Raw genomic sequence first — 22,864 nt, 5'->3', positions numbered from 1 at the left:
GAAGCCGGTATCTTAATATGAATTCATTCATTTTTGGAACCTGATATGCTTAACACTCTGAACCAGCTGATTACCACCCTCGCCAATCCCGCCGGCCGCATGATTCTGGCTATTTATTTTCTGTTACCCGGGCTGATGAAATTCACGCAATGGGACACTCACGTGGACTACATGGCCTCGCATGGCATGTTCTGGATCCCGTTTTTCCTGGTGCTTAGCGGACTCATGCAGCTTGGCGGCGCTGCTGCCTTGTTCGTGGGGTTTCAGACCCGGGTGGTGGCCTTTCTGCTGGCCGGGCTGACATTCATCATCAGCCTGGTCATGCATGATTTCTGGACCATGGAAGAAGGCCTGCAGCGCTCCCACGAAACCCAAAACTTCTTCAAGAATATGGGCATCATGGCCGGCCTGTTGATACTGACCAGTGCCGGCGCAGGAAAATTCAGTCTGGATGCCCGTTCGCAACAGGCGTAAAACTTTTTCTGCCGACCTTGGAAAAAACGGCGCATTCTGACATATAATGCGCCCCTCGACTGCCTGACCACAGGCCGTCAACATCGGAGTGTAGCTCAGCCTGGTAGAGCACCGTCTTCGGGAGGCGGGGGTCGGAGGTTCAAATCCTCTCACTCCGACCATTTATTTCCCGTTTCGTTAGCCGACTGTTCAGGATACAATCGGTTCATGAGACTGATCAAACACATCACCCTGTTATTACTTCTGAGTGGGCCTCTCTTAAGTGGCGCGCTGCATGCTCAGACCAACCAGAACTATTCTATAGAACCCGGTTTACAGGCATTCCAGTCTGAAGACTATGACACCGCGCTGGAAAACTTCACCGAAGGCGCCATGATCGGCCACGCGCTGGCCCAATTCAACCTGGGACTGATGTACCATCAGGGCATCGGTATCGAACCTGATTTCGAACGCGCCATGCAGCTTTACGCGCTTTCCGCCCAGCAGGGTATCGCGCAGGCACAGTTCAATCTGGGCCTGATGTATGACCGCGGCGAGGGCACTTTGCAGGACTATCGCGAAGCCTATTACTGGTATCTGCAGGCGGCCGAACAGGGTGATGCCGATGGTCAGTACGCCGTGGGCACCATGAATTTTTATGGCCAGGGCCGCGCAGAAAACTACGCCGAAGCCATACGCTGGTATCAGGACGCCGCCCGGCAGGGCCATCGCGATGCCCAGTACAATCTGGGTGTCATGCACCTGGCAGGCCTGGGAACCGAAGCCAACCCCACAGTGGCGCTGACCTGGTTCGAGATGGCGGCTGATAATGGCAGCGCTGATGCGCAATACAATGCTGCCATGATGTATGCCAACGGTCAGGGCGTACCGCGCAGTCCCGCCAGAGCCAGAGATTTTTTTGAAATGGCCGCCGAGCAGAATCTTCGCGATGCCCAAACCCAGCTTGGAATGTTATACGCCACCGGCAGCGAAGAAGTCCCGCGCGATTTTGAACAGGCACACTTTTGGTTTAATAAAGCGGCCCACCGTGGCAGTGCAATGGCGCAATTTTTCCTTGGCCGCATTCATGCCGAAGGGTTGGGCTTTGAGCAAAGCATGGTGATTGGTCATATGTGGTACGAGATATCCTACCGATTTGGCTATGAACAGGCGCCTCAGTACCTTGCCCGACTGCGAGAGCAAATGGACGCAGATGCCATTGAGCAGGCTGAAATGCTGGCCCTGCGCTGGATGATTGCCTATGCTCGCCGCAATCCCGGCTCCGCACGCCTGCGCCGTGAGGAACCCCTGGCCGAACAACTTGAGCCAGCAACACCCAGCCAAGCTGAAGCGCAATGATCTGACTACCTGATCCTGACGTAAGCTCACCTGAACTAATCAATCTTCCGCGCCCTTTGGCGCCTTGAATACTGGAGCAGCATATGTCACTGGAAGTAATCGATTTTGGCGCTAACGATCTGGAAAACCGCCTGGCAACAATGAGTAACGCTGAAATCGACGACCTGGCCTTCGGCGCTATTCAGCTAGATAGCACCGGTACCATTATTCAATACAACGAAACGGAAGGCGCCATTACCGGTCGCTCGCCCTCCCAGGTAATCGGCAAGAACTTCTTTAAAGATGTTGCTCCCTGCACCAACACGCCCAAGTTCAAGGGCGCCTTTGACAAGGTTGTCGCAGAGCGCGGCAGCGTCATGCTGGAATACACCTTTGACTATCAAATGTCGCCTACCAAAGTGAAAGTTCACATGAAGCCTGCTTTGGTTGGCGGTAACTTCTGGATCTTCGTCAAGCGCCTGTAATCATGAATCATTGGTGGTCACAGCCATCGAGCCCCGATGCGCTGCAAGACTGGCTGGCCGATTTTCTGGCCGACGCTCTGCAGCGCAAGGGACTTGGCGAGTTGTTGTCTGACCCGGAGTTTGACACGCGTGAAGTGCTGAGCGATCCACGGGCGCTTGGCTTCACCTCATTGGACATGCTCAGCATGGCCAGCCGTCTGGCAGCTTCTCTGGGACTTGACCGGACGGGTCTGTCAGATCTGTTGTTGGCAAAGCGCTCGTTTGAGGGCTGGGTGGACGTTATTGCCCGAAGCCTGCAGATTGATGACAAACAAATCGGCTTCTACTCATCAGGGACGACAGGCTCCCCCGTACTGACTCAACATGTTGTTTCCGATCTGGAGCTCGAGGCCAGTCACTTCGCACGGCTGCTTCCCGAGATCAGCTCACTCACACCTCGCCGAATCATAGCAGTGGTGCCCGCTCACCATATTTACGGCTTTATCTGGACGCTGCTTCTGCCAGCTGCACTCCGGATTCCAGTGGTTCGTATTCAGACGCGTCAACGCTTGCCGACAAATTGGGCGACATGCTTGAACAATGACGACATTCTGGTTGCCACGCCACCAATCTGGCACCTACTGATGGATCTCGGCATCCAATTACCAGAGCAGTTTATCGGCGTCAGCTCGACTGCGCCGATGGCTGAGGCCGAAAGCCGCCGCATGCGCGAGACGTACCCCGGGGCAACTTTCCTGGAAGTTTATGGCAGCACTGAAACGGCTGGCATCGGTTTCCGTCATGACAACAACGCGGGATTCGAGTTATTACCCTATTGGAATTTGCAACAGGCCAATGGCCGGAGCGAGCTACGTCATGAGCTGACGGGTAAGCGACACTTTCTAAATGATCACCTCAGCTGGACAGATGACAAGCAACGCATCTCTATCAGTGGCCGCATGGATGACACAGTGCAAATCCTTGGCCACAATGTGCATCTACCCACCCTGGCCCGAATGATCTGTGCTCACCCGGATATAGGAGAAGCTCAGGTACGCGCAATGCCAGACAATCAATCAGGCATGACCTTGCATTATTTTTTGGTGCCAAATACAAAGGCAAGCGAGGTGCCCGCCTGGTGTGAGCGGTTTTCTGCCTGGCTACGGGAAAATCTGGGCAATGTCCCACCCCCGGCCTCTGTGGTCATCTCCGACAAATTACCGCGCTCAGCACTGGGCAAACCACTCAGTTGGAATATCAATGATTACGCCAGGATTAAAGGCGTTTTCCATACCACCACCTGAAAAGGCATTTGACGGGCAAAAATTACCCCATTTAGTCCCCGAGTTTTACAAATCTTTACTTGTCGTATCCGGTAAGCTTCCATTCCATGCGCACGACTTGAACAATCGACTGTAACCTCCGCTGAAACGGTGAATTTTTGTATCTTGAGTATTATTCATTAAGCCGCCACCCATTCAGGATTACACCTGACCCGGCGCTTTTTTACAACGGAGGTTCTCAAGGCCGCGGCGTGGTCCTGGAGGCTTTGCTCTATGCCATCCAGTCTGGCGAAGGCATCCTCAAGGTGGTTGGTGAGGTCGGCAGTGGAAAAACCATGCTGTGCCGCATGCTTGAGCAGCGTCTGCCTGACACTGTGGAGGTCGTTTATCTGGCGAACCCTAAACTGACTCCACAGGACATCCTCTACGCGGTTGCCTTTGAACTCGAGTTGCCAGTCAGCCAGGAGACGCCCAGACTTGTCTTGATGCAGCAACTCCAAGCCTACCTGCTGCAGCAGCACGCCGCCAACAAATCCGTTCTGGTCATTATCGAGGAAGCTCAAAGCATGCCAGTGGAAACACTGGAAGAGATTCGTCTGTTCAGCAATCTTGAGACTCATGAACACAAATTAATGCAGATTATCCTGTTTGGGCAGCCTGAGTTGGACAAGAACCTGCAAAGCCGTGACATACGCCAATTACGAGAACGCATAACTCACAGTTTCTATCTGTCACCCCTGACCCCTGAAGAGGTTTCCGACTATATCCGTCACCGCTTGCAGGCTGCAGGCTGTCCCGCGCCCCAGGTGTTCACACGAGCAGCAGAACGACTCATCGCCAAGGCATCCGGCGGGCTGACTCGTCGTATTAATATTCTTGCGGACAAGGCCATGCTGGTTGCCTACAGCGAGTCTGGCACTGCGACCCGGCCACGCTCACTGAGCAATCAGTTAACGTCGACTGTAACCGTTGATCACGTAAAGGCCGCCATCCGGGATTCGGACTATGACAAGCCGACCCACACCAGACGCTGGTTATATGGCATAGCGGCAACTCTGTTTATCGGGCTGTTAGTATGGCTTGCTGTAGCACTGATTTATCCAACCATTGAGATCACGACATCGCCCCGACCAGTAGCGCCTGACGCGCAAGCTCCAGGCAGCCTGACAAGCACGAACACGAATCCGGGTTTACAGGAATGGCCTGACATAGTGAACGAGCGGCGTGATGCCGTCGCCGATTGGTTGAATGATACCGGCCGGGGCGATTTCGCTCTGCAGATTTTATCCTTGCCCCGCGATGAGTCGGCCTACCTGGCCGACGCTTTGGAGGTCCTTGATCAGGCAGGACTACTGGAAGAGTCATTTGCATGTCTGATGCCTGGTGCCAATGGCCCAATGTGGCGGCTGGTCTACGGCAATTTCGACAGCGTTGAATCAGCGCGATCCGGTGCCCTCACACTGCCAGGCACATTCCGGGTTAATACTCCTTTTGTCCAGAACATAAACCGGCTTGATTGCCTTTGAGCCAGGAGCTGACAAATGATCAATCTATTTAATATGATCAGCAGACAATTGGTGTTAATTGTATCGTTGGTTACCCTGACTGCCTGCCAGACTTCACTGCCAGAGCGACCCACATCGGGGCGGCACATCGAGGCGCCTGCGCGGACAATTGACTCAAGCAGCATTCCCGAAGTCGTCAGACCTGCACCGGTTCTGCCGCCCCCAACTGCACGGTCAGCGCCGGAGCTGTATACGGTGATCGTACAGGACACTCCGGTTCGCGAACTGCTGTTTGTCATCGCACGAGACACGGCAACAAATATTGATGTACACCCCAATGTAACCGGCAACGTCAGCATCAACGCTGTGGATCAGACATTGCCGCAGATAATTGAGCGAATTAATCGCCAGGTTGATTTCCGCTGGCATTTTGATCAGGACGCGACGCTGGTCATAGAGCCGGACACGCCGTTTCTCAGAACATATCGGCTTGACTACGTGAATGTGTCACGCGAGGCCAACACCGGGCTCAATATAGCCACGTCAATCGTACAGGTTGGCGGCACTTCAAGTCAGCAGAGCGGCGGCAGTAACAACTCCACGGCCTCTATCAGCCAGAGCTCCAGCAACAATTTTTGGACGACTATTGAAGCAAACATTCTCAGCCTGCTCGGAGAGTCTGCTAACAGCGGGTCTGGTGAAGGGGAAGATGGCAGCAGCAGCATATCGACCAGCGTTACCGTAAACCCGGAGTCCGGCCTTATCTCGGTCAATGCCTCTGCCCGACAGCATCGCGACATTGCGGCATTCATCGAAAGCGTCAGCAGCCGATCTCTGACCCAGGTATTGATAGAAGCCACTGTGGTAGAAGTGTCACTCAATGACGACAACCAGTCTGGTGTGGACTGGGCAGCTATCAGTCGCGATAGCGGGCAGATTGACTTCATCCAGAGCCTGACCGGTATCAACATGAGTGACCCGCCGGCCTCCATGCTGACCATTGACAGAACCGGCACGCCAGATGCGATTGCGGCAACCATCCGCATGTTGTCCGAATTCGGTGATCTTCGCGTGCTGTCCAGCCCTAAAATCATGGCACTGAACAATCAGGCTGCCATGCTGAGAGTTGTGGACAATCGGGTCTACTTCTCGATAGAAGTTGAGCCAGGCACACCCGCGACGGCAACCACACCGGGAACCGCAGCACTTTACACTAGCCAGGTTCAGACCGTGCCGGTAGGTTTTGTAATGAGTGTCACGCCTCAGATTGGCGACAATGACCAGGTTACGCTCAACGTGCGGCCGACCATCTCCCGGATAGTGCGTTTCGTCAATGATCCCAACCCTGCTTTGGCTGAAGCCGGAGTGACCAATGCTGTGCCAGAGATCCAGATTCGCGAGATCGAATCCATTCTCAAGGTATTCAGCGGCCAGGTCGCCGTGCTAGGTGGTTTGATGCAGGACTCGCTGGAGTCCAACTCGGCCGGTCTGCCAGTGGCATCACGACTGCCAGGCATACGTAACCTTTTCAGCTACCGACGTGAGCAGGCGAGCAAGACCGAGTTAATTGTGTTCATTCGCCCGGTCGTGATCAGACAACCATCGCTGGATGCAGAGCTACAGGAGTATCGGCAATTTCTGCCTACCAGCGGTCTGCCAATCAGCAATCATTTTGATATTCAACCCTTACCCCAGGCAACAGGTCAAAGGTAGCAGGCAGGCAACGTTGAAATGAGTTTACTAATGGAAGCGCTTCGTAAAGCTGAAGAAGCGAAGCGCAAGGCGGCAGCCGATGAGACGCCGCCTGCCCCTGAACACAAGGATTCCGCTCAGGAAGCGGACAGCGTGCCCGAAGAGCCAGATACAAAAATTGCGGATTCATCTGATTGGCAGCTTTCGGCCACTGATGAGGCAACCGGCGACCCTCAGCATACGCCACTGGCGTTTTCTCTCGACGATTATGAATCGGCAGATGCCGAAATTGAACCGGTTGGCGAGAGTAACACTGCAGACGCGCTGATACAGGGAAACTCGCCAGACGACGATGAGCTCCGTCTGGTGTCTGCGAAAGAACTTCTGGAGGCATCGACAACTGCTCCGCAACCTGCGCCTGAGTCAGAACCTGCCTCTGAATCAGAACCAGTTTCTGCTCCAGAGCCAGTTCCTGCACCAGAGCCAGTTCCTGCACCAGAGCCAGTTCCTGCACCAGAGCCAGAGCCGATCCCGACTACGAGTGAGTCGCTGTCCGCTGCGTCGCAAAATGGTGAAGACCGTGAAAAAGAGGCGGCGCTGGCACGTGAACAATTCAAAGCCACCGCAAGGCAATTGTTTGCAGCCAAGTCCCGAACCCCGAATAGCGGTCGGCGCCGCCTTGTGCTGCTGTCCTTGTCCGGTCTTTTACCGTTAAGCATTGCAGTCATATGGCTGGCCAGTGAACTCGACCTGTTCGGAACAGGCAATCAGTACAATGTCACAATTCCTGCCGACTTCCGCCCAACATTTGAGGAGCCGATTACTGAACAGATAGCGGTTGAATCCATTACGCCGGAAACTCCCGCAGACATTGTAGAGTCGGCAGCCTCCGCGCAGACCGATGGCTTGGCAGATATGCCTGAACCAGCAGGCATACCAGAAGCCGAACTTGCAGTGGACATAACAGCCGCTTCCGTGCAAATTGACAACCAACCTGCCGACATACCTGCGGAAGCAGCTGAAGCGAGGGACGAAACAGAGTCCCCCGTGGCAGCGATTCAGTCAGTGCCTGACGCATCCCCGACACCAACTGAGCCATCTAATTCCGCGCTGGCCTCGCCTGTCCGCGTCAGTCGGTCACAACCAGTCCGCAATCCTGACATGCAGTTACTGTCTGCCTGGGCGGCGTATCAACAGGGGAACTATAGCGTCGCTCGCACCCTGTATGCGCAGGTTCTGGATACTGACCGGGACAATCGGGACGCACTGTTGGGTCTGGCCGCCTCTGCACTGCAACTGGGCGATATGCTCACCGCGCGACAACATTATTCACGTCTGTTAACGATGAACCCTCGTGACCCTGAGGCTCGATCTGGATTGATCAGTACAACCAGCTTTGCCGATCCGATGCAGCGCGAACTCGAACTAAAATCCATGTTGCAGGATTACCCGCAGATGGCTGCCATCCACTACTTGCTGGGCCATTTGTACGCCGAACAGGACAGGTGGTTCGAAGCACAGCAGGCTTATTACAACGCTCTGCTGTCGGCCCGCACCCAAATGGAAGGTCCAGTGAGCCCGGATTACGCCTTCAATCTGGCTGTCAGCCTTGAACGAATCAACCAGGCCAGTGCCGCCCTGAATTATTACCGTGAGGCACAGACGCTGGCTGCAGATTTATCCCCGGGCTTCGACATGCGAACGCTTGAAGATCGCATTCAATCGATACAACGGAGTCTGCAATGAGCACATCAGCGCCCAAGAGAAAGCTGGGGCAGGTACTGCTGGAAAACGGTGCCGTCACCGAAGACCAGCTACGCATTGCGCTGCTCGAGCTGAAAAACACCAATAAACCTTTGGGTGCGGTACTGATTGATCTCGGCTTCGTGACCGACGGCATTGTCCGTGAAGCTCTCAGTGAAAACACCGGTCAACGAACAGTCGACCTGAGCGGCGCTGTCATTGACGCGGAATCGATAAAAATAGTCCCACAGGACATCGCTCGCCGCTACACAGTGCTTCCTCTGTCGTATGACAAAACGGCCAAACACCTGACGCTGGCAATGACCGATACATATAACGTGGTGGCGCTGGACCAGATCATGGCATTAAACGGCAGTGATCTAAGAATTACACCCGTACTGGCCGGCGAATCCGACATTATGCGGATAGTTGAGCAGTTCTACGGATTCGAGCTGTCGATCGACGGCATTCTGCGAGAAATCGAAACCGGTGAACTGGATATGGAAAGCCTGCAGCTTGGGGAAGAGGCCTATAGCCACCCAATGGTTCGCCTTATCAACGCACTGCTGGCCGACGCGGTGCAGCGTGAAGCATCGGATATTCACTTTGAACCGGAAGAGGCATTCCTGAGAATCCGCTATCGCATCGACGGTGTGCTAAGGCAGGTGCGAAGTCTGCACAAGAGCTATTGGCCAGCCATGGTCGTGCGCCTGAAAGTTATCAGCAACATGAATATTGCCGAGTCCCGTGCACCGCAGGACGGACGCATTTCAATGTCTCTGGTCGGTCGTCAGATCGACTTCCGTGCAGCATCGCAACCAACAACATGGGGCGAGAACTTTGTATTGCGTATTCTGGATCGCAACAAAGGCATCGTAGCCATGGAGAAGCTGGGTTTGAGTGATGACAATCTGACACTGCTACGTCTGATGCTTGCCCGCCCCGAGGGAATTATTCTGGTCACGGGCCCAACGGGTAGCGGTAAAACCACGACGCTTTACTCAATTCTCAATAATATCAATACAGAAGCGGTCAACATCATGACGATGGAAGACCCGGTAGAATACCCGATGGCCATGATTCGTCAATCCTCTGTCAACGAGTCGGTGAAAATGGGCTTTGGTGAGGGTATTCGCTCAATGATGCGTCAGGACCCTGACGTGATTCTGGTGGGTGAGATCAGGGATCACATTACCGCCGAAATGGCCTTTCGGGCCGCCATGACCGGCCACCAGGTATTCTCAACGCTTCACACCAATTCCGCCGTCGGCTCAATTCCGCGCCTTCTTGATATTGGAATTTTGCCGGACGTCATTGCCGGCAATCTCATTGGCGTCATTGCCCAACGACTGGTCAGGCGCCTTTGTCAGGCATGCAAAGAGCCTTACCCGGCAGTCGACCTTGAAAAACGACTGCTTGGCATGTCACACAGCGACAAAGAAATCATTATTCATCGGCCCAAAGGATGCCCCAAGTGTGATCATCAGGGATACAAGGGACGAACATCAGTCATCGAAATTCTGAAAATCTCATCAGACATGGATGAACTGATCGCCCGACGCGCCAGCATGAAAGAAATGCTGGAGCTGGCGAAATCGCAAGGTTTTCAGCCGATTGTTGATGATGGCTGCCGCCGCGTGCTCGACGGCACCACCAGTCTGGAAGAAATAACCAGGGTTCTGGATCTGACCGCCAGAATCAGCGGGTAAGTCATATGCCATTGTATCGCTACAAAGCCATGAACAAAGAAGGTCGCATGCGGCAGGGCAGCCTTGACGCCGCTAACGACATTGATCTTGAGCAGCGGCTCGCGCGAATGAACCTGGATTTGATCCGTTGTTCAGAAACCGAAGAAAAACGCGCCAGTATCGGTCAGCGCAAAATCGAGAAGTCCGACCTGATCAACTTCTGCTTCCACATGGAGCAGCTGACAAGGGCCGGTGTGCCTCTGCTGGAGGGACTTGAAGATCTGAGGGACAGCATTGAACATCCAAGATTTCGGGAGGTGGTCTCCAACCTGGTCGACGAAATTGAAGGTGGAAGAAGTCTGTCTGACGCGCTGACCGAACACCCACAGATCTTTGATGTCTTGTTTGTCAACCTGATCAAGGCCGGAGAACTCAGCGGAGAACTCGCACAAATATTTCAATCGCTGGTGGAGATCATCAAGTGGCAGGATGAGCTGGAGAAGTCTACAAAAAAACTCCTGATGTCACCCATCATTGTCGGCACGACGGTTCTGGGTGTCACCATCTTCCTGATGGTCTATCTGGTGCCGCAATTGGTGGGCTTTATCGAATCGATGGGTGAAGAACTACCCATGCATACACGAGCCCTGATCGCCACTTCCGATTTCATGGTGAAATACTGGTACCTGTGCATCATCACACCACCGGCAATATTCTTTTCCATTCGATTGCTGATTGAAAAAAACGAAGCGGCGCGCTTTCAATTCGACCGTATCAAACTGAATTTCCCTCAGGTTGGTCCGGTTATGCAGAAAATCCTGCTGTCGAGATTTACCAATTTTTTCGCGATGCTCTATGCGGCTGGCATTCCTGTACTGAGAGGTCTGGAGATAGCGGAAAGCATCATCGACAACAAGGTCATCCAGAAAGCCATCATGCAAGCACATGACAATATTCAGGACGGCGAATCCATAGCAGAAAGTTTCCGGGAAACTGAATTGTTTCCTCCACTGGTCATTCGCATGATGAACGTCGGCGAATCGACTGGTCAGCTCGACAAGGCGTTATTGAATGTAAGTTACTTTTTCGACCGGGACATCAAAGACTCGATTGAAAAGGTTCAGGCACTTATCGGCCCCATCATGACCGCCGTTCTGGGACTGCTGCTGGGCTGGGTCATGATGTCGGTACTGGGTCCCATATACAGCACAATCAGCAACATTCAGGTCTGATATCCAGGGGTGAACGATCTGGCATGAATAAAGACGTCAAGTTAAGGATACTTCTGGTCCACGCATCAGCGGCGGAACTGTTCAACTGGACAGGCCGGGGCGTTGAGCGTTCGCATGTGTACCCTGCCAACCATGAGGGTCACGCAGCCTTGGCGCAGACACTTCAGGATGACGCCAGAACGCCTTTTTTCATCCTGGTCGACTGCATAGAGGAAGACTTCCGTCACGACTCCATCGCTCATGTGGGTGGCTCTGACCGTCGGGAATTGTTAAAACGCAAACTCAAACTGCAATTCCGCAACACACCTTATCGCCTCGCCACGATCATAGGCAGGGAAAAGAGCGGCCGACGTGATGACAATGTTTTGTTCAGCGCACTCTCTAACCCGGAGCTTCTTGATCCCTGGACTGATACCCTGCTGCGCTGTCAGGTCCCGGTAAAAGGTATAACCACCCCTGCCTATCTGATGGAAGCCTATGCGGCAAAGCATAAGCGTCACGAAGAACATCTGATATTGATCTCGATCGAACCAACCACCGGCATCCGACAGACCTACCTGAAGAACGGCAAGGTCATGTTGAGCCGACTGGCACCATGGGTACAGGAAGAGGCGGTCAGTGCCAACCGATTGACAGAACAGGTTGTACCAACACGCAAATATCTCGAGAGGATCAAACTGGTCCCCTTCGACAAACCAGTAAAGGTTCTGGTGTTTTCCTCCGGGCTGACTGACTTTTCTGATGGATTCTCTGATACCGACGAGTTGCAGTATGAGATAGTCGAGATGGCAGCGCAGAGTGCCTTGCTGGAGGCCATGACAGACGCGCTGAAAAAACGCCGCATGCGGAATCTTTATGCGCCGTTTGCGTTGCGCAGATACTTTCATATTAACCAGGTCAGAATGGGTTTGTTTCTGCTATCTGCCAGCACCCTGCTCACGACTGCTGCGCTGGTCACGCCTAAATTTCTCAATATCGTGGATAGTACCGATCGGACAATATCGTTCAGGATTCAGGAGCGTCCTTTACTGCAGGACTATGAGCGACTGCGTCTGGGTTTCCCTGAAACACCCATCGCTTCGAATACCATGGCAGTCGTTGTCGAAACCTATGATGCCATACAAAATCAGACGCTGAATCCGGCGCAAGCCATGGCATCGATCAGCTCAGCCATGCGGGGAATCTCTGATATCAGGCTGATTGGATTCGACTGGTCAGTCCGTATGTCTGAAGAGCGGGAAACTGCCGCAGAGCAACAATTGCTGGCTGGCGCACGTATATCGCCACAAGCCTTCCTGGCCCAGGCTATTATTGATCAACAGACCGCACTCAACGTCATCGTTGAAGGCCGGGTTGAAAATATCACCAGCTATCAGTCAGCTCAGGATCAAGTCATCAATTTTATTGATGCGTTGAGCAATGAGCATGGATTCACGGTCAATCCCCTGCAATTGCCGCTCGACTCAAGCCCCACCGCCAACGTGACGATGCGTCTGGATGGCAGCACCATCAATCCACCGTTTCGACTGGAATTGATGCAGGAACTGCAACCGTGAAAATCAATCTGCCGATACCAGAGAAAGACCTTGCCCTGCTGAAGTGGCCAGCGATCATCAGTCTGGTAGCACTCGTATTGGCGACTTCCGTGTATTTTCTCGCGCAATATCTGGATCAGCAGAGCACTGCCGCACTTGTCGACGCTCAGCAGAGTCTGGAAAGAGTCAGAACGTCGATCGAACAGATTTCTCAGGAGGAGGCTACTATCGTTCAGTATATCGACCGTTTTCTCTATGCGCAGGAAACGGGTTTTCTGGACGAAGAGGACAGACTTGGCTTTCTGGAAAATATGGCGAGTATTCGCGAGCAACTGCAGCTTTTCCCTATTACAGTAGAACTGGGCACGCAGTTCTCAATCCCCTTGTCTTACCTGCCGGAGGACCCGCTGCCAGGCTCCCCTCTAACGCTGCGCGGCTCAACGATCAGTCTGCAAACCGGCCTGCTTCACGAGTTTGAACTGTCACGATTGATGGATGGGTTACGTGAAAGCCGAGGCATTCTGCAACCGATTGAATGCAGCCTTTTGGAGCAGAGTCCCGGCGATCGCTTTTCGCAGGTTACCGAGAACATCCGCTTTGACTGCAGTTTCAACTGGTATTCCATCAATCTGAATCCCGATGCAGATGAACTGAGCGGGGGCTTCTGATGAGTATACGCTACTGCTTTCTATCAACACTGCTGATCAGCGCAATATCAACAACATCGGCGACAGCACAGACTGCCAGCCTGGGTCGATTCTTCAGCACACCTTCCGAGCGGGCTGCGCTGGATGCACTGCGTGATGAACTTCTCCAGGAGATCCGGCTCGAAGAACTCTCATCCATACAACTGATCGGCGGCAGCGACGACGATTTTGTGCCGTTGCCGCCTGACATGGAGCTCTATCTGAGCGGCACCCTGCGTCATGGCAATGGTCAACACACCATCTGGCTTAATGGTGAAGCCGTAGCGGAAAGCGATCTCCCCGATGGATACAGCCTGGTTACAACAGGCATGGTAACCAGTCTGCGTATCGCTGGAAATCGAGGCGTGTTTACTCTTCGTCCCGGACAAGTGTTGAGACTGATGGATGGCAGTATCACTGAGCAGGCATTCGTACCGCCTCCGGCCAACGCCACGCGCACGAACCAATCTACCCGACCCGCCGTAGGTGTGCAAACCCAGGCACCAGACGCTGTCGAAATAGACTCAATCGACGGAAATCTGGGCGGAATCATGTCCATGCTGGAAACATTGCGAATGTTGCAGGAGAACCTGTAATGTCCGATAAAAAATATACAAGCAATGCCACACATATCACAGTCTGCCAACGACAGTCCGGCGCGGCCTTACTGATATTTTTTATCCTGCTGTTCTCCGCTGCAGCCGCTGTTGCACTTAACGCACTCAATAACAGAGTATCCGCGAGAAGCAGCAATCCTGTCGTTCTGAGTGAAATGAACAGTGTAAAGGAAGCGTTACTGGCTTTTGCCACCCTGCAACCTGACTACGACGACTCCGGTCCCGGCCGACTCCCATGCCCGGACACCAACAACGACAGGATCTCGGAAGCCAATTGCACCAGCAACACCATCGGCAGGCTGCCAAGCGAATATACGCTGGGCATACCCTTCAGTTTCAGCGAGCGTCAGAACGATGACCGCTTTTGGTACGTGATAACTGGCTCCTTTCGGTTCAATCCGACTATAACCGGGCTAAATTCCGCCACCGACGGCGACCTGCTGCTTAACGGCCAGTCGGACATTGTTGCCCTGATCATCGACCCGGGCGAGGCAATCGGCAACCAGACACGCATCAACAACAACCCTACCAATTATCTGGAGAATGGCAACCAGACCGGGCCGGCCTTTGTCACGTCTTCACCAACGCCGGATCAGTTCAATGACAGGATTGTTGCCATTACCGGCCAGGAAATGCGGATCCTGATGACCCGACAGGCGGCCCTGGAGATACAGCGCGTCATTGACTCGTACCATCCAGCCAATGGCGACACATACCCGACTGACCAACCCACATTTGAAGCAGCAATGGCGGCCGCAGCGGCATGGTTCAACTCCGAAAATTGGCTGAGCACTATCACCTTCACTTCTAACTCAGCCAACCAAGTAGAAATAGAATTCCAGAATTGCAACATTATCTATTCCATCAACTTCCCGCCATCTGAACTACAGCGGGATCGAAACGCCTGCTGACAAGGAGCACACACATTGAAGACTCCCATTAATCACCGGGAACTTGACCTGCGTCATAGAGGGTTCTCACTGATTGAAATGGCCGTGGTGCTGATGATTCTGGGCTTTCTGCTCAGCGGCCTGCTGGTGTCTCTCAGCCAGAGTACCGAAAATACCCGACGTACCGACGCCAATGCGCAGTTGAAACGTATTGAAGAAGCACTGCTGGGTTTTGCCCAGGCCAATGGCCGCCTGCCCTGCCCGGCCAGTCATACAAGTGCCGGTCAGGAAGCGATTGTCGATGTTGCGACGGGTGTATGCAATGTCCCGACCACAGTGACTCACGGATTCGTGCCAGCTGCCACCCTTGGATTGACCGGGGCGGTGAACGCAGATGGTCTGCTGACCGACCCCTGGGGCAACCCCTACCGCTATTCAGTTTCTAACCGCATTCAGGGTGCCAACCGTGCCTTTACTTCCAGCGTCGGCATGACTGCGCTCTTTGCTGCCGCGCCTTTGAACAATACCAACATGCTGCGTGTCTGCCGACAGGCACCCTGCGTAGACATCATCACAGACCTGGCACCAGCAGTGGTCCTCTCCATGGGCGCTAACTGGTCAAGTTTCAGTTCAGCCAACGAAGTGGCTAATGCCGGCAACGTGGTAGTGGGCGGCTATCGTCTGACCAACACCAATGATTTTGTCAGTACTGAATACAACGAAACAACATTCGATGATCTGATCATCTGGATATCGCCCAACATCCTTTTCAGCCGCATGATCAGCGCAGGGAGGTTACCGTGACAGAAGAAGCAGAACGCGAAGAGCGTAAAATACTGATCGCCGAGGACGATGAGGCACTCCGCAGCATGCTGCAGAGTTCTCTGGAAATGAGAGATTTCACCGTGGTGGCTGCCGACTGCAGAGAATCTGCCCTGGCCCAGCTAAAAAACAATCCTGACATACAGGTCATGCTGATCGATCTGGGGCTGCCGCCCGCTGCCCACAATACCGACGAAGGCATCGCCCTGATAAAAAACATCGTGGCATCTAACAGCAGCGCAAAAATAATCGTGCTGACCGGTCAGGATGAGGAAAGTGCCGCTCTGGCCGCCATCCGCGAAGGCGCGTTTGATTTTCTGGCCAAACCCGCCTCACTCGAAAAGATACTGCAGTCTCTTGGCAGAGCTTTCTTGTTTGTCAGGCAGGAAATTAACATGTCTGCCGACGGTCTGACGCGCCTGCAGATCAACGCCAGAATAGCCGATGGTCTGAAAGCCGTGCGCGAAGATGCCGAAGAAAAGCTGGTACGCCAGGTTCTAAAGGACACTGAATTCAATGTCTACCAGAGCGCAGCCCGACTGGGAATCAAACGTGAAAGCGTCTATTACTTCTTGAAGAAGTTTGGGATCCAACGTGATACTGAATGATCTGTATCCTTACCTGATCCTGATCGGGGCAACGATTCTTGCCGTGACCGCATGGCTGCTGCAGCAGGCGAACGCCCAGAACAACCGTGGGCGTGAACTGATCAAACTGAATGAGTCGCTAAACTTCGACCTGCCGGACTTTCTGCGGGACTGCTGGCCATTACTGAACAAAGGGGGATTTGTCGGTCTGCGATGGGACCTGGACTGGTTTGGTACAAAGCTCTCAGGCATGCAAGGACAGGAAACACCTCACACCTATGAGCAACAACTGTATGCTGATGACATATCACTGGAAATCAGCCTGTTCTCGGCCAAAAGCAGTTGGGAGCGGCGCTACTTCAGCCGCTCCCTGGCTGAAAGTTTTTTTCTCCTGCTGAGAATGGACTTCTGGATCAAGCTGGGCTCCATCCGTTCAACATTTGCGCAAGCCGCAAAAATGAATGTATTTCTGCAGCATGACATCAAAAATATGCTGCAGCTCACCAGCCTCGCTGCGGAGCAGATTCTGGATCCACCAGTTGGTCAACAACAACGTTTGATCGCTGCATTGCAAGTGAGTATTCCGGCGTTGCGCGACCGTGTTGAATTGATGCTGGAGCGCTTACGTCAAGATAAGAATGTGCAAGTGTCATCGATGATTGAGTTGTCGGACTACATTCGAAACTCAGCACAAAGCTATAAATTGCGGGCTGAGATCTCAGGGCGCGCACAAATAGCCACCAGGCAGGTTGCATTGCAATCGATCATTGATAATCTGTTGGGGAACTACGCCGATATGGCAAAAAAACAGCCAGAAGAAGTTAGTCTCATCATTCAGATAAGCTCTGAAGAGCGCGCCATACAGATTACTTTTTCAGACCAGAATGCAGACCCTTGCCCATGGCCGGAGCGTTTGTTTGAACCTTTCTGGAGTGAGCACGGCAATGGCCGTGGCATCGGGCTTTACCAGGCACGGCAATCTGCAATCGGACTGGGTGGCAACTTATCCATCGTAGCCCACCCCGACCGACCCTTGCTTTTTTTGCTCACTCTTCCTGCCCATACAGATGAGTAAAAAAAACCTACATCTTGTTGACCTTTCAAAGTGTCATTATATTGACGCCATGCTGAATATCGGCAGGTAGTTCGATAGGCGGCGGCTCGACATATAAATTCTCTGAGAGAGCAAGCATATGAAACAGATTTCTGGCATCAAAAAAACACAGGGTGGTTTCACCCTGATCGAAATCGCCATCGTACTGGTCATTATCGGCCTGCTGATCGGTGGTGTTCTGCAGGGTCAGCAGTTGATCGAGAACTCGCGAGTGCGCGCAGCGGTCAATGATTTCCAGGGTGTTCCTGCTGCAGCCTACTCCTATCAGGATCGCTATGGCCGATATCCTGGTGACGATGGTCCGCTGGCAACACTGCAGGGCCGGGGTGGTTCATGGGCCACGATCACAGCAGCATCTACGGCACCTAACGGTGTACTGGATGGTGCTATCGCAACAACATTCAACCCAACAGTCGAAATTCTGGGTTTCTGGCAACATCTGCGCGCCTCAGGTTTCATACCCGGCAACCCGGCAACCATTGGTGCGGCTGCATTACCCCAGAACCCATTTGGTGGTCTGATTGGCGTGAACTCCAGCCTGATTCAGGGCATGCCGGCTGGCTCAGTAAAGCTGTGCATGAACAACGTGCCTGGTTCCGCGGCGATCGCACTTGATACGCAATTGGATGATGGCATCACAGACTCCGGTATTTTCCGCGCCAACGTTGGCGCCACTGCCAACGCCGCTGCTGTCCCTGCTGCAACCGGCTACGACCAGGATACACTTTACACCGTGTGTCTGCGCATCTAGGTCCCTCCGGTAGTCGAAGCGTTTAAAAAAGCCCTGCAATGCAGGGCTTTTTTTTGCTCTCGAAATAGGTGAGCATGTACCTGACCGTATGAAAATTTAAACCAACAACAAACGAGAGCCTGCCCCATGAGTGGTGTTAAAACTAAATTACCCGGATTCTCGCTCCGCCCGCATCCAGCACTTTTGTTATTGTTCGTCATTCTGACCTTTATTCCATCGCTCTATGCACAGACCCAAGACTCTGTCATGGTGCCCATGCGCGATGGCGTTAATCTCGCTACCAATATCTATCTGCCAGACGGCGACGGCCCCTGGCCAGTTGTACTTACACGCACGCCCTACAACAAGAATGGCGCTGATCGCAGCGCGGAATTGTATAACAACCGAGGCTATGCACTGATCTCTCAGGATGTGCGAGGCCGCTACGAATCCGAAGGTGAAAATCGCCCCTTCGAAACCGATATTGAAGATGGCTACGACACGATCGAGTGGATCGCCGCCCAGGACTTCAGCAACGGCAAAATCGGCATTTTCGGCACCTCGGCACCTGGCATCACCTCCAATCTGGCAGCCGCCGCGGCACCACCTCATTTGACAGCCGCCTATGTCACCGTCGCTCCCGACAGCCTGTTTTACCGTTCACGGTTTGTGGGCGGCGTATTCAAGGAAAGCCACTCTGGTGGCTGGCTGCGAGGCCAGGGTGTCAGTGAGGATGTCATCAATGCCTACCGGGCACGCGCCGTGCTGGATGAGCAATGGCGCGCTACCGACTTCCTGTTTCACCGTCACAATGTGCAAATCCCGGTCTATAACGTCGGCGGCTGGCATGATATCTACGCAGAGGGCTCGCTGTACAACTATGTGTACCTGCAGAATGAAGGTCACCCCAATGCCCGCGGCAAGCAGAAACTGTTTATGGGCGCGTTCGGTCACGGCATGCTGCAGGGCGATCTGGAATATCCCAATGGCGGCCTGATCAACGGCGATATTGAAGAGCAGTTCCGATGGTGGGATTACTGGCTGAAAGGCATCGACAACGGCATCATGGATGAACCGCCGGTCAGCTACTACATGATGGCCTCAGCGCGCAAAGGTGCCATATCTCCCAAAAATAGGGTGATCCATGCGGACAGTTGGCCACCGCAACATCAATTGACCCGGTTTTACCTGCAGCCTGATGGCAGTCTGGCGACGTCCATGCCATCCGCTGCCAATGCATCAAAAACCTATCTGTTTGACCCGGCCAATCCAGTGCCAACCATCGGCGGCCAGAACCTGGGCCAGGATGTCGGACCACGTGATCAACGCGAAATCGGTGAGCGACAGGATTACCTGCGCTTTGAAACCGCCGTGCTTGAAGACGACGTGGTCGTGGCCGGTCACATCGATATGGAGCTTTATGTGTCCACCGATGCGCTGGACACAGACTTTGTTGTCAAGCTGGTGGATATTTACCCCGATGGCTACGAGGCATTGATTCTGGACTACCCGATACGTGCGCGCTTCCGCGATGGGCAGAACCCGGAGGATGTCAAACTGATGACCCCGGGTGCTGTGGAGAAACTGACCATTAATATGTGGAGCACGGCCCAGACCTTTGAGAAGGGTCACCGCATTGGCGTACACGTCACTTCCAGCAACTACCCACGTTTTGCGGTCAATCCGAATAATGGCGCCGCGCTCGATGATGTCACCAGCCCCGCAAAAACGGCGAGCAATACCATTTATTTTGACAGCGGACGGCCGTCTGCAATCATCTTACCGATCGTCAGCAAGACACGTGATTAAGACCGGAATCTTGGGGTGACCGGCCGCTTTGTCGGTCACCTGATCTCCCCGGCTTTGAATATTTCACTGTTTTTTCACACTATGTCTGTTAGACTGCGCGCCCTTTGAATCAAAGCAGTTCCTGTCATTACCCATGCGTTCCATCACGCCACCATAAGTTCCAGCAACCATTCACTGCTCATTCAGTTGATCAGTATCGGTGGGCGATTTTCTGAAATCGGCTCAGCACTGCTCTATTGTCTTCAATTTTTATTTTCGGATATACCTATGTTACGCGCATTCAAACAGAGCTGGTTTTCCAATGTCCGTGGTGATGTTCTGGCTGGCATCGTCGTAGCCCTGGCGTTAATCCCCGAAGCCATTGCGTTCTCAATCATCGCTGGTGTCGACCCTAAGGTTGGCCTGTATGCCTCGTTCTCGATTGCCGTTATTACAGCCATTGTCGGTGGCCGCCCAGGCATGATTTCCGCAGCCACCGGCGCGATGGCGCTGGTCATGGTCACGTTGGTGCGCGACCATGGACTTGAATATCTGCTGGCCGCAACTCTGCTGACAGGCCTGCTGCAGATTCTCGCTGGCGTGATGAAGCTCGGTCTGCTGATGCGTTTTGTATCAAAATCCGTCGTTACGGGATTCGTAAACGCGCTGGCGATTTTGATATTTATAGCCCAGTTGCCCGAGATAACCGGCGAGAACGCCAACATGGTGGTATTCGCCGTGCTGGCTGGCGGACTGGCGATTATCTATGGGCTGCCCTACATCACCAAAGCAGTCCCCTCGCCGCTGATCTGCATCATCGTCATGACGGCCATCGCCATTTTCATGGGGCTCGATGTCCGCACTGTCGGGGATATGGGCGAGTTGCCGGACAGTCTGCCGGTTTTCCTGTGGCCAGATGTGCCGTTAACGCTGGAAACCCTGCAGATAATCTTCCCCTACTCTGTCACGCTGGCGGTGGTGGGTCTGCTGGAATCCATGATGACAGCAACAATCATTGACGATCTGACAGACACCCCCAGTAACAAAAACCGCGAGTGTGTGGGCCAGGGTGTCGCGAACATCGGCACAGGACTGATCGGCGGCATGGCAGGCTGTGCCATGATTGGACAATCGGTCATCAATGTAAAATCGGGCGGTCGCAAGCGGCTCTCGTCATTCACTGCAGGTACGGTGTTGTTGTTACTGGTCGTCTTTCTGGGTGACTGGGTTGCCCGGATTCCCATGGCAGCGCTGGTAGCCGTGATGTTCATGGTTGCCATAGGCACCTTCAGCTGGTCATCGATCGCGGATCTACGCAAACACCCCAAGAGCTCCAGCATCGTCATGATTTCCACAGTCGTTGTGGTGGTTATGACTCACAATCTGGCGCTGGGTGTTCTACTGGGCGTGCTGCTGAGTGCGCTGTTCTTTGCCCGCAAGGTGGGCGACATTCTCTATATTGGCTCTGAACTCAGCGACGATGGCATGCACCGTCGCTATCAGGTGATCGGTCAGGTATTTTTCACCTCTGCCGAGCAATTTATTGGCGGCTTCGATTTCAAAGAAGCTGTGGATAAGGTTACTATCGATCTGAGTCGCGCCCATTTCTGGGATATTACTGCCATCAGTTCGCTGGACAAGGTGGTGATCAAGTTCCGGCGCGAAGGGGCCGACGTTGAGCTGCTGGGCCTGAACGAGGCCAGCGCCACGCTGGTGGACCGCTTCGCCGTGCATGACAAACCGGATGCCGTTGAAAAATTAATGGGCCATTAATACGCTGACTGTTCAACACAATGGATATACTGCATGACTGATATCACGATTCCCGAACTGACTGGCAAGGTACTGGCCTGTATCGACGACTCCTGCTACGCCGAATCGGTCTGCGACTTTGCGGCCTGGTCAGCTCAGCGCATGCAGGCACCGCTGAGTCTGATTCATGTACTGAACAAAGAAGAAGCCGGTGGCAGCCCGCATAATCTGAGCGGCCGCTTGAATATGGACGCACAGGAGAACCTTCTGCACCAATTGGCTGACCTGGACGCACAGCGCGCCAAACTCGCCATGGAGCACGGCAAACTGATGTTGCAAGCTGCGTCGCAGCGGGTCGCAGAAAAAAGCATCAGCGACGTTGAGACACGCCAGCGCCACGGTGAGCTGGTCGACACCCTGGTCGAGCTGCAACCGGAAACCCGCATGCTGGTGATGGGCAAACGGGGCGCCGATCACGCCTCCGAACACGGACATATCGGCAGTCATCTGGAAAGCACCATCCGTGCCGTGCGCAAACCCATATTGATTGCCCAGCAATCCTTCACTCCCCCAAAACAAGTCATGGTCTGTTATGACGGCAGCGTCACCATGCAAAAAGGTATCCGTATTGTGGCTGCCAGCCCGCTGGGGCGCGGTATTCCACACCACCTGGTAATGGCAGGCGCTGACACCGAAGCAACGCGGGCGCAACTGGCTGACGGCGAGAAAATCCTGCTGGACGCCGGGTTCGACGTGACAGCCCGCATCATCCCCGGCGAGGCCGATAGCGCGCTGGCTGATTACCAGACGCAGGAAAACATTGACCTGGTGGTCATGGGCGCCTATGGGCACTCACGTATCAGACACCTGATCCTGGGCAGCACCACCACCTCCATGCTCAAAAAAACGCGAGTTTCACTGCTGGTACTGCGCTAACATCTGATT

20 protein-coding genes and 1 tRNA gene are annotated in these 22,864 nt (G+C 53.7%); all 21 read left to right on the top strand.

Annotated features, from left to right (window positions below):
* Positions 1-45: 45 nt before the first annotated feature.
* Positions 46-474, top strand: coding sequence for a DoxX family protein (locus PS2015_RS03475; RefSeq protein WP_058023120.1), 429 nt, complete (start codon positions 46-48; stop codon positions 472-474).
* 84 nt (positions 475-558) lie between these two features.
* A tRNA-Pro gene (locus PS2015_RS03470) sits at positions 559-635 on the top strand.
* 46 nt (positions 636-681) lie between these two features.
* Complete coding sequence (locus PS2015_RS03465) at positions 682-1,812, top strand: SEL1-like repeat protein (RefSeq protein WP_058020924.1); 1,131 nt, start codon at positions 682-684, stop codon at positions 1,810-1,812.
* Positions 1,813-1,895: 83 nt separating this feature from the next.
* On the top strand, positions 1,896-2,276 hold the full coding sequence (gene pyp, locus PS2015_RS03460) for a photoactive yellow protein (protein WP_058020923.1): 381 nt from the start codon (positions 1,896-1,898) through the stop codon (positions 2,274-2,276).
* 2 nt (positions 2,277-2,278) lie between these two features.
* A complete protein-coding gene (locus tag PS2015_RS03455; protein ID WP_058020922.1) occupies positions 2,279-3,559 on the top strand; it encodes an AMP-binding protein in 1,281 nt (426 codons plus the stop codon).
* 137 nt (positions 3,560-3,696) lie between these two features.
* Complete coding sequence (locus PS2015_RS03450) at positions 3,697-5,064, top strand: ExeA family protein (protein ID WP_082627940.1); 1,368 nt, start codon at positions 3,697-3,699, stop codon at positions 5,062-5,064.
* Between the two features lie 15 nt (positions 5,065-5,079).
* Positions 5,080-6,756, top strand: a complete 1,677-nt coding sequence (locus tag PS2015_RS03445) for a type II secretion system protein GspD (protein WP_058020920.1) — start codon at positions 5,080-5,082, stop codon at positions 6,754-6,756.
* 18 nt (positions 6,757-6,774) lie between these two features.
* A complete protein-coding gene (locus PS2015_RS03440) occupies positions 6,775-8,481 on the top strand; it encodes a tetratricopeptide repeat protein (RefSeq protein ID WP_156412643.1) in 1,707 nt (568 codons plus the stop codon).
* The gene (locus tag PS2015_RS03435) at positions 8,478-10,187 is read left to right on the top strand and encodes a GspE/PulE family protein (protein ID WP_058020918.1); all 1,710 of its coding nucleotides are present in this window, start codon (positions 8,478-8,480) and stop codon (positions 10,185-10,187) included. Before PS2015_RS03440 ends, PS2015_RS03435 begins: the two co-directional genes overlap by 4 nt.
* Positions 10,188-10,192: 5 nt before the next feature.
* Complete coding sequence (locus PS2015_RS03430) at positions 10,193-11,398, top strand: type II secretion system F family protein (RefSeq protein ID WP_058020917.1); 1,206 nt, start codon at positions 10,193-10,195, stop codon at positions 11,396-11,398.
* A gap of 23 nt (positions 11,399-11,421) precedes the next feature.
* Entirely contained in the window at positions 11,422-12,954 is a 1,533-nt protein-coding gene (locus PS2015_RS03425; protein ID WP_058020916.1) for a hypothetical protein, read from the top strand.
* The gene (locus PS2015_RS03420; protein WP_058020915.1) at positions 12,951-13,601 is read left to right on the top strand and encodes a hypothetical protein; all 651 of its coding nucleotides are present in this window, start codon (positions 12,951-12,953) and stop codon (positions 13,599-13,601) included. The genes PS2015_RS03425 and PS2015_RS03420 overlap by 4 nt, the downstream gene beginning before the upstream one ends.
* Complete coding sequence (locus PS2015_RS03415; RefSeq protein ID WP_058020914.1) at positions 13,601-14,215, top strand: hypothetical protein; 615 nt, start codon at positions 13,601-13,603, stop codon at positions 14,213-14,215. Before PS2015_RS03420 ends, PS2015_RS03415 begins: the two co-directional genes overlap by 1 nt.
* The gene (locus PS2015_RS03410) at positions 14,215-15,147 is read left to right on the top strand and encodes a hypothetical protein (protein ID WP_058020913.1); all 933 of its coding nucleotides are present in this window, start codon (positions 14,215-14,217) and stop codon (positions 15,145-15,147) included. The genes PS2015_RS03415 and PS2015_RS03410 overlap by 1 nt, the downstream gene beginning before the upstream one ends.
* A 15-nt stretch (positions 15,148-15,162) precedes the next feature.
* Positions 15,163-15,930, top strand: a complete 768-nt coding sequence (locus PS2015_RS03405; RefSeq protein WP_058020912.1) for a prepilin-type N-terminal cleavage/methylation domain-containing protein — start codon at positions 15,163-15,165, stop codon at positions 15,928-15,930.
* Positions 15,927-16,556, top strand: coding sequence for a response regulator transcription factor (locus tag PS2015_RS03400; protein ID WP_058020911.1), 630 nt, complete (start codon positions 15,927-15,929; stop codon positions 16,554-16,556). Before PS2015_RS03405 ends, PS2015_RS03400 begins: the two co-directional genes overlap by 4 nt.
* Positions 16,543-17,610, top strand: coding sequence for an ATP-binding protein (locus tag PS2015_RS03395; RefSeq protein WP_058020910.1), 1,068 nt, complete (start codon positions 16,543-16,545; stop codon positions 17,608-17,610). Before PS2015_RS03400 ends, PS2015_RS03395 begins: the two co-directional genes overlap by 14 nt.
* Positions 17,611-17,728: 118 nt before the next feature.
* Positions 17,729-18,400, top strand: coding sequence for a type II secretion system protein (locus PS2015_RS03390; RefSeq protein WP_058020909.1), 672 nt, complete (start codon positions 17,729-17,731; stop codon positions 18,398-18,400).
* A gap of 126 nt (positions 18,401-18,526) precedes the next feature.
* Positions 18,527-20,188 (top strand): CocE/NonD family hydrolase, encoded by a 1,662-nt coding sequence (locus tag PS2015_RS03385; RefSeq protein ID WP_082627939.1) that lies wholly within the window; start codon positions 18,527-18,529, stop codon positions 20,186-20,188.
* A gap of 267 nt (positions 20,189-20,455) precedes the next feature.
* Entirely contained in the window at positions 20,456-21,940 is a 1,485-nt protein-coding gene (locus PS2015_RS03380) for a SulP family inorganic anion transporter (RefSeq protein ID WP_058023119.1), read from the top strand.
* Between the two features lie 33 nt (positions 21,941-21,973).
* Entirely contained in the window at positions 21,974-22,855 is an 882-nt protein-coding gene (locus PS2015_RS03375; protein WP_335338250.1) for a universal stress protein, read from the top strand.
* The last annotated feature ends 9 nt before the right edge of the window (positions 22,856-22,864 follow it).

The sequence above is a fragment of the Pseudohongiella spirulinae genome (assembly GCF_001444425.1).
GTDB lineage: Bacteria > Pseudomonadota > Gammaproteobacteria > Pseudomonadales > Pseudohongiellaceae > Pseudohongiella > Pseudohongiella spirulinae.
Note: the sequence above shows the minus strand (reverse complement) of the source record. Positions and strands in the feature narration are given on the sequence as shown.

Excerpts from the sequence above, each read along its gene's own strand:
- PS2015_RS03475 (WP_058023120.1), top strand. The coding sequence starts at position 46 with ATGCTTAACACTCTGAACCAGCTGATTACCACCCTCGCCAATCCCGCC.
- PS2015_RS03465 (WP_058020924.1), top strand. The coding sequence starts at position 682 with ATGAGACTGATCAAACACATCACCCTGTTATTACTTCTGAGTGGGCCT.
- pyp (WP_058020923.1), top strand. The coding sequence starts at position 1,896 with ATGTCACTGGAAGTAATCGATTTTGGCGCTAACGATCTGGAAAACCGC.
- PS2015_RS03455 (WP_058020922.1), top strand. The coding sequence starts at position 2,279 with ATGAATCATTGGTGGTCACAGCCATCGAGCCCCGATGCGCTGCAAGAC.
- PS2015_RS03445 (WP_058020920.1), top strand. The coding sequence starts at position 5,080 with ATGATCAATCTATTTAATATGATCAGCAGACAATTGGTGTTAATTGTA.
- PS2015_RS03440 (WP_156412643.1), top strand. The coding sequence starts at position 6,775 with ATGAGTTTACTAATGGAAGCGCTTCGTAAAGCTGAAGAAGCGAAGCGC.
- PS2015_RS03435 (WP_058020918.1), top strand. The coding sequence starts at position 8,478 with ATGAGCACATCAGCGCCCAAGAGAAAGCTGGGGCAGGTACTGCTGGAA.
- PS2015_RS03430 (WP_058020917.1), top strand. The coding sequence starts at position 10,193 with ATGCCATTGTATCGCTACAAAGCCATGAACAAAGAAGGTCGCATGCGG.
- PS2015_RS03425 (WP_058020916.1), top strand. The coding sequence starts at position 11,422 with ATGAATAAAGACGTCAAGTTAAGGATACTTCTGGTCCACGCATCAGCG.
- PS2015_RS03415 (WP_058020914.1), top strand. The coding sequence starts at position 13,601 with ATGAGTATACGCTACTGCTTTCTATCAACACTGCTGATCAGCGCAATA.
- PS2015_RS03410 (WP_058020913.1), top strand. The coding sequence starts at position 14,215 with ATGTCCGATAAAAAATATACAAGCAATGCCACACATATCACAGTCTGC.
- PS2015_RS03390 (WP_058020909.1), top strand. The coding sequence starts at position 17,729 with ATGAAACAGATTTCTGGCATCAAAAAAACACAGGGTGGTTTCACCCTG.
- PS2015_RS03385 (WP_082627939.1), top strand. The coding sequence starts at position 18,527 with ATGAGTGGTGTTAAAACTAAATTACCCGGATTCTCGCTCCGCCCGCAT.
- PS2015_RS03380 (WP_058023119.1), top strand. The coding sequence starts at position 20,456 with ATGTTACGCGCATTCAAACAGAGCTGGTTTTCCAATGTCCGTGGTGAT.
- PS2015_RS03375 (WP_335338250.1), top strand. The coding sequence starts at position 21,974 with ATGACTGATATCACGATTCCCGAACTGACTGGCAAGGTACTGGCCTGT.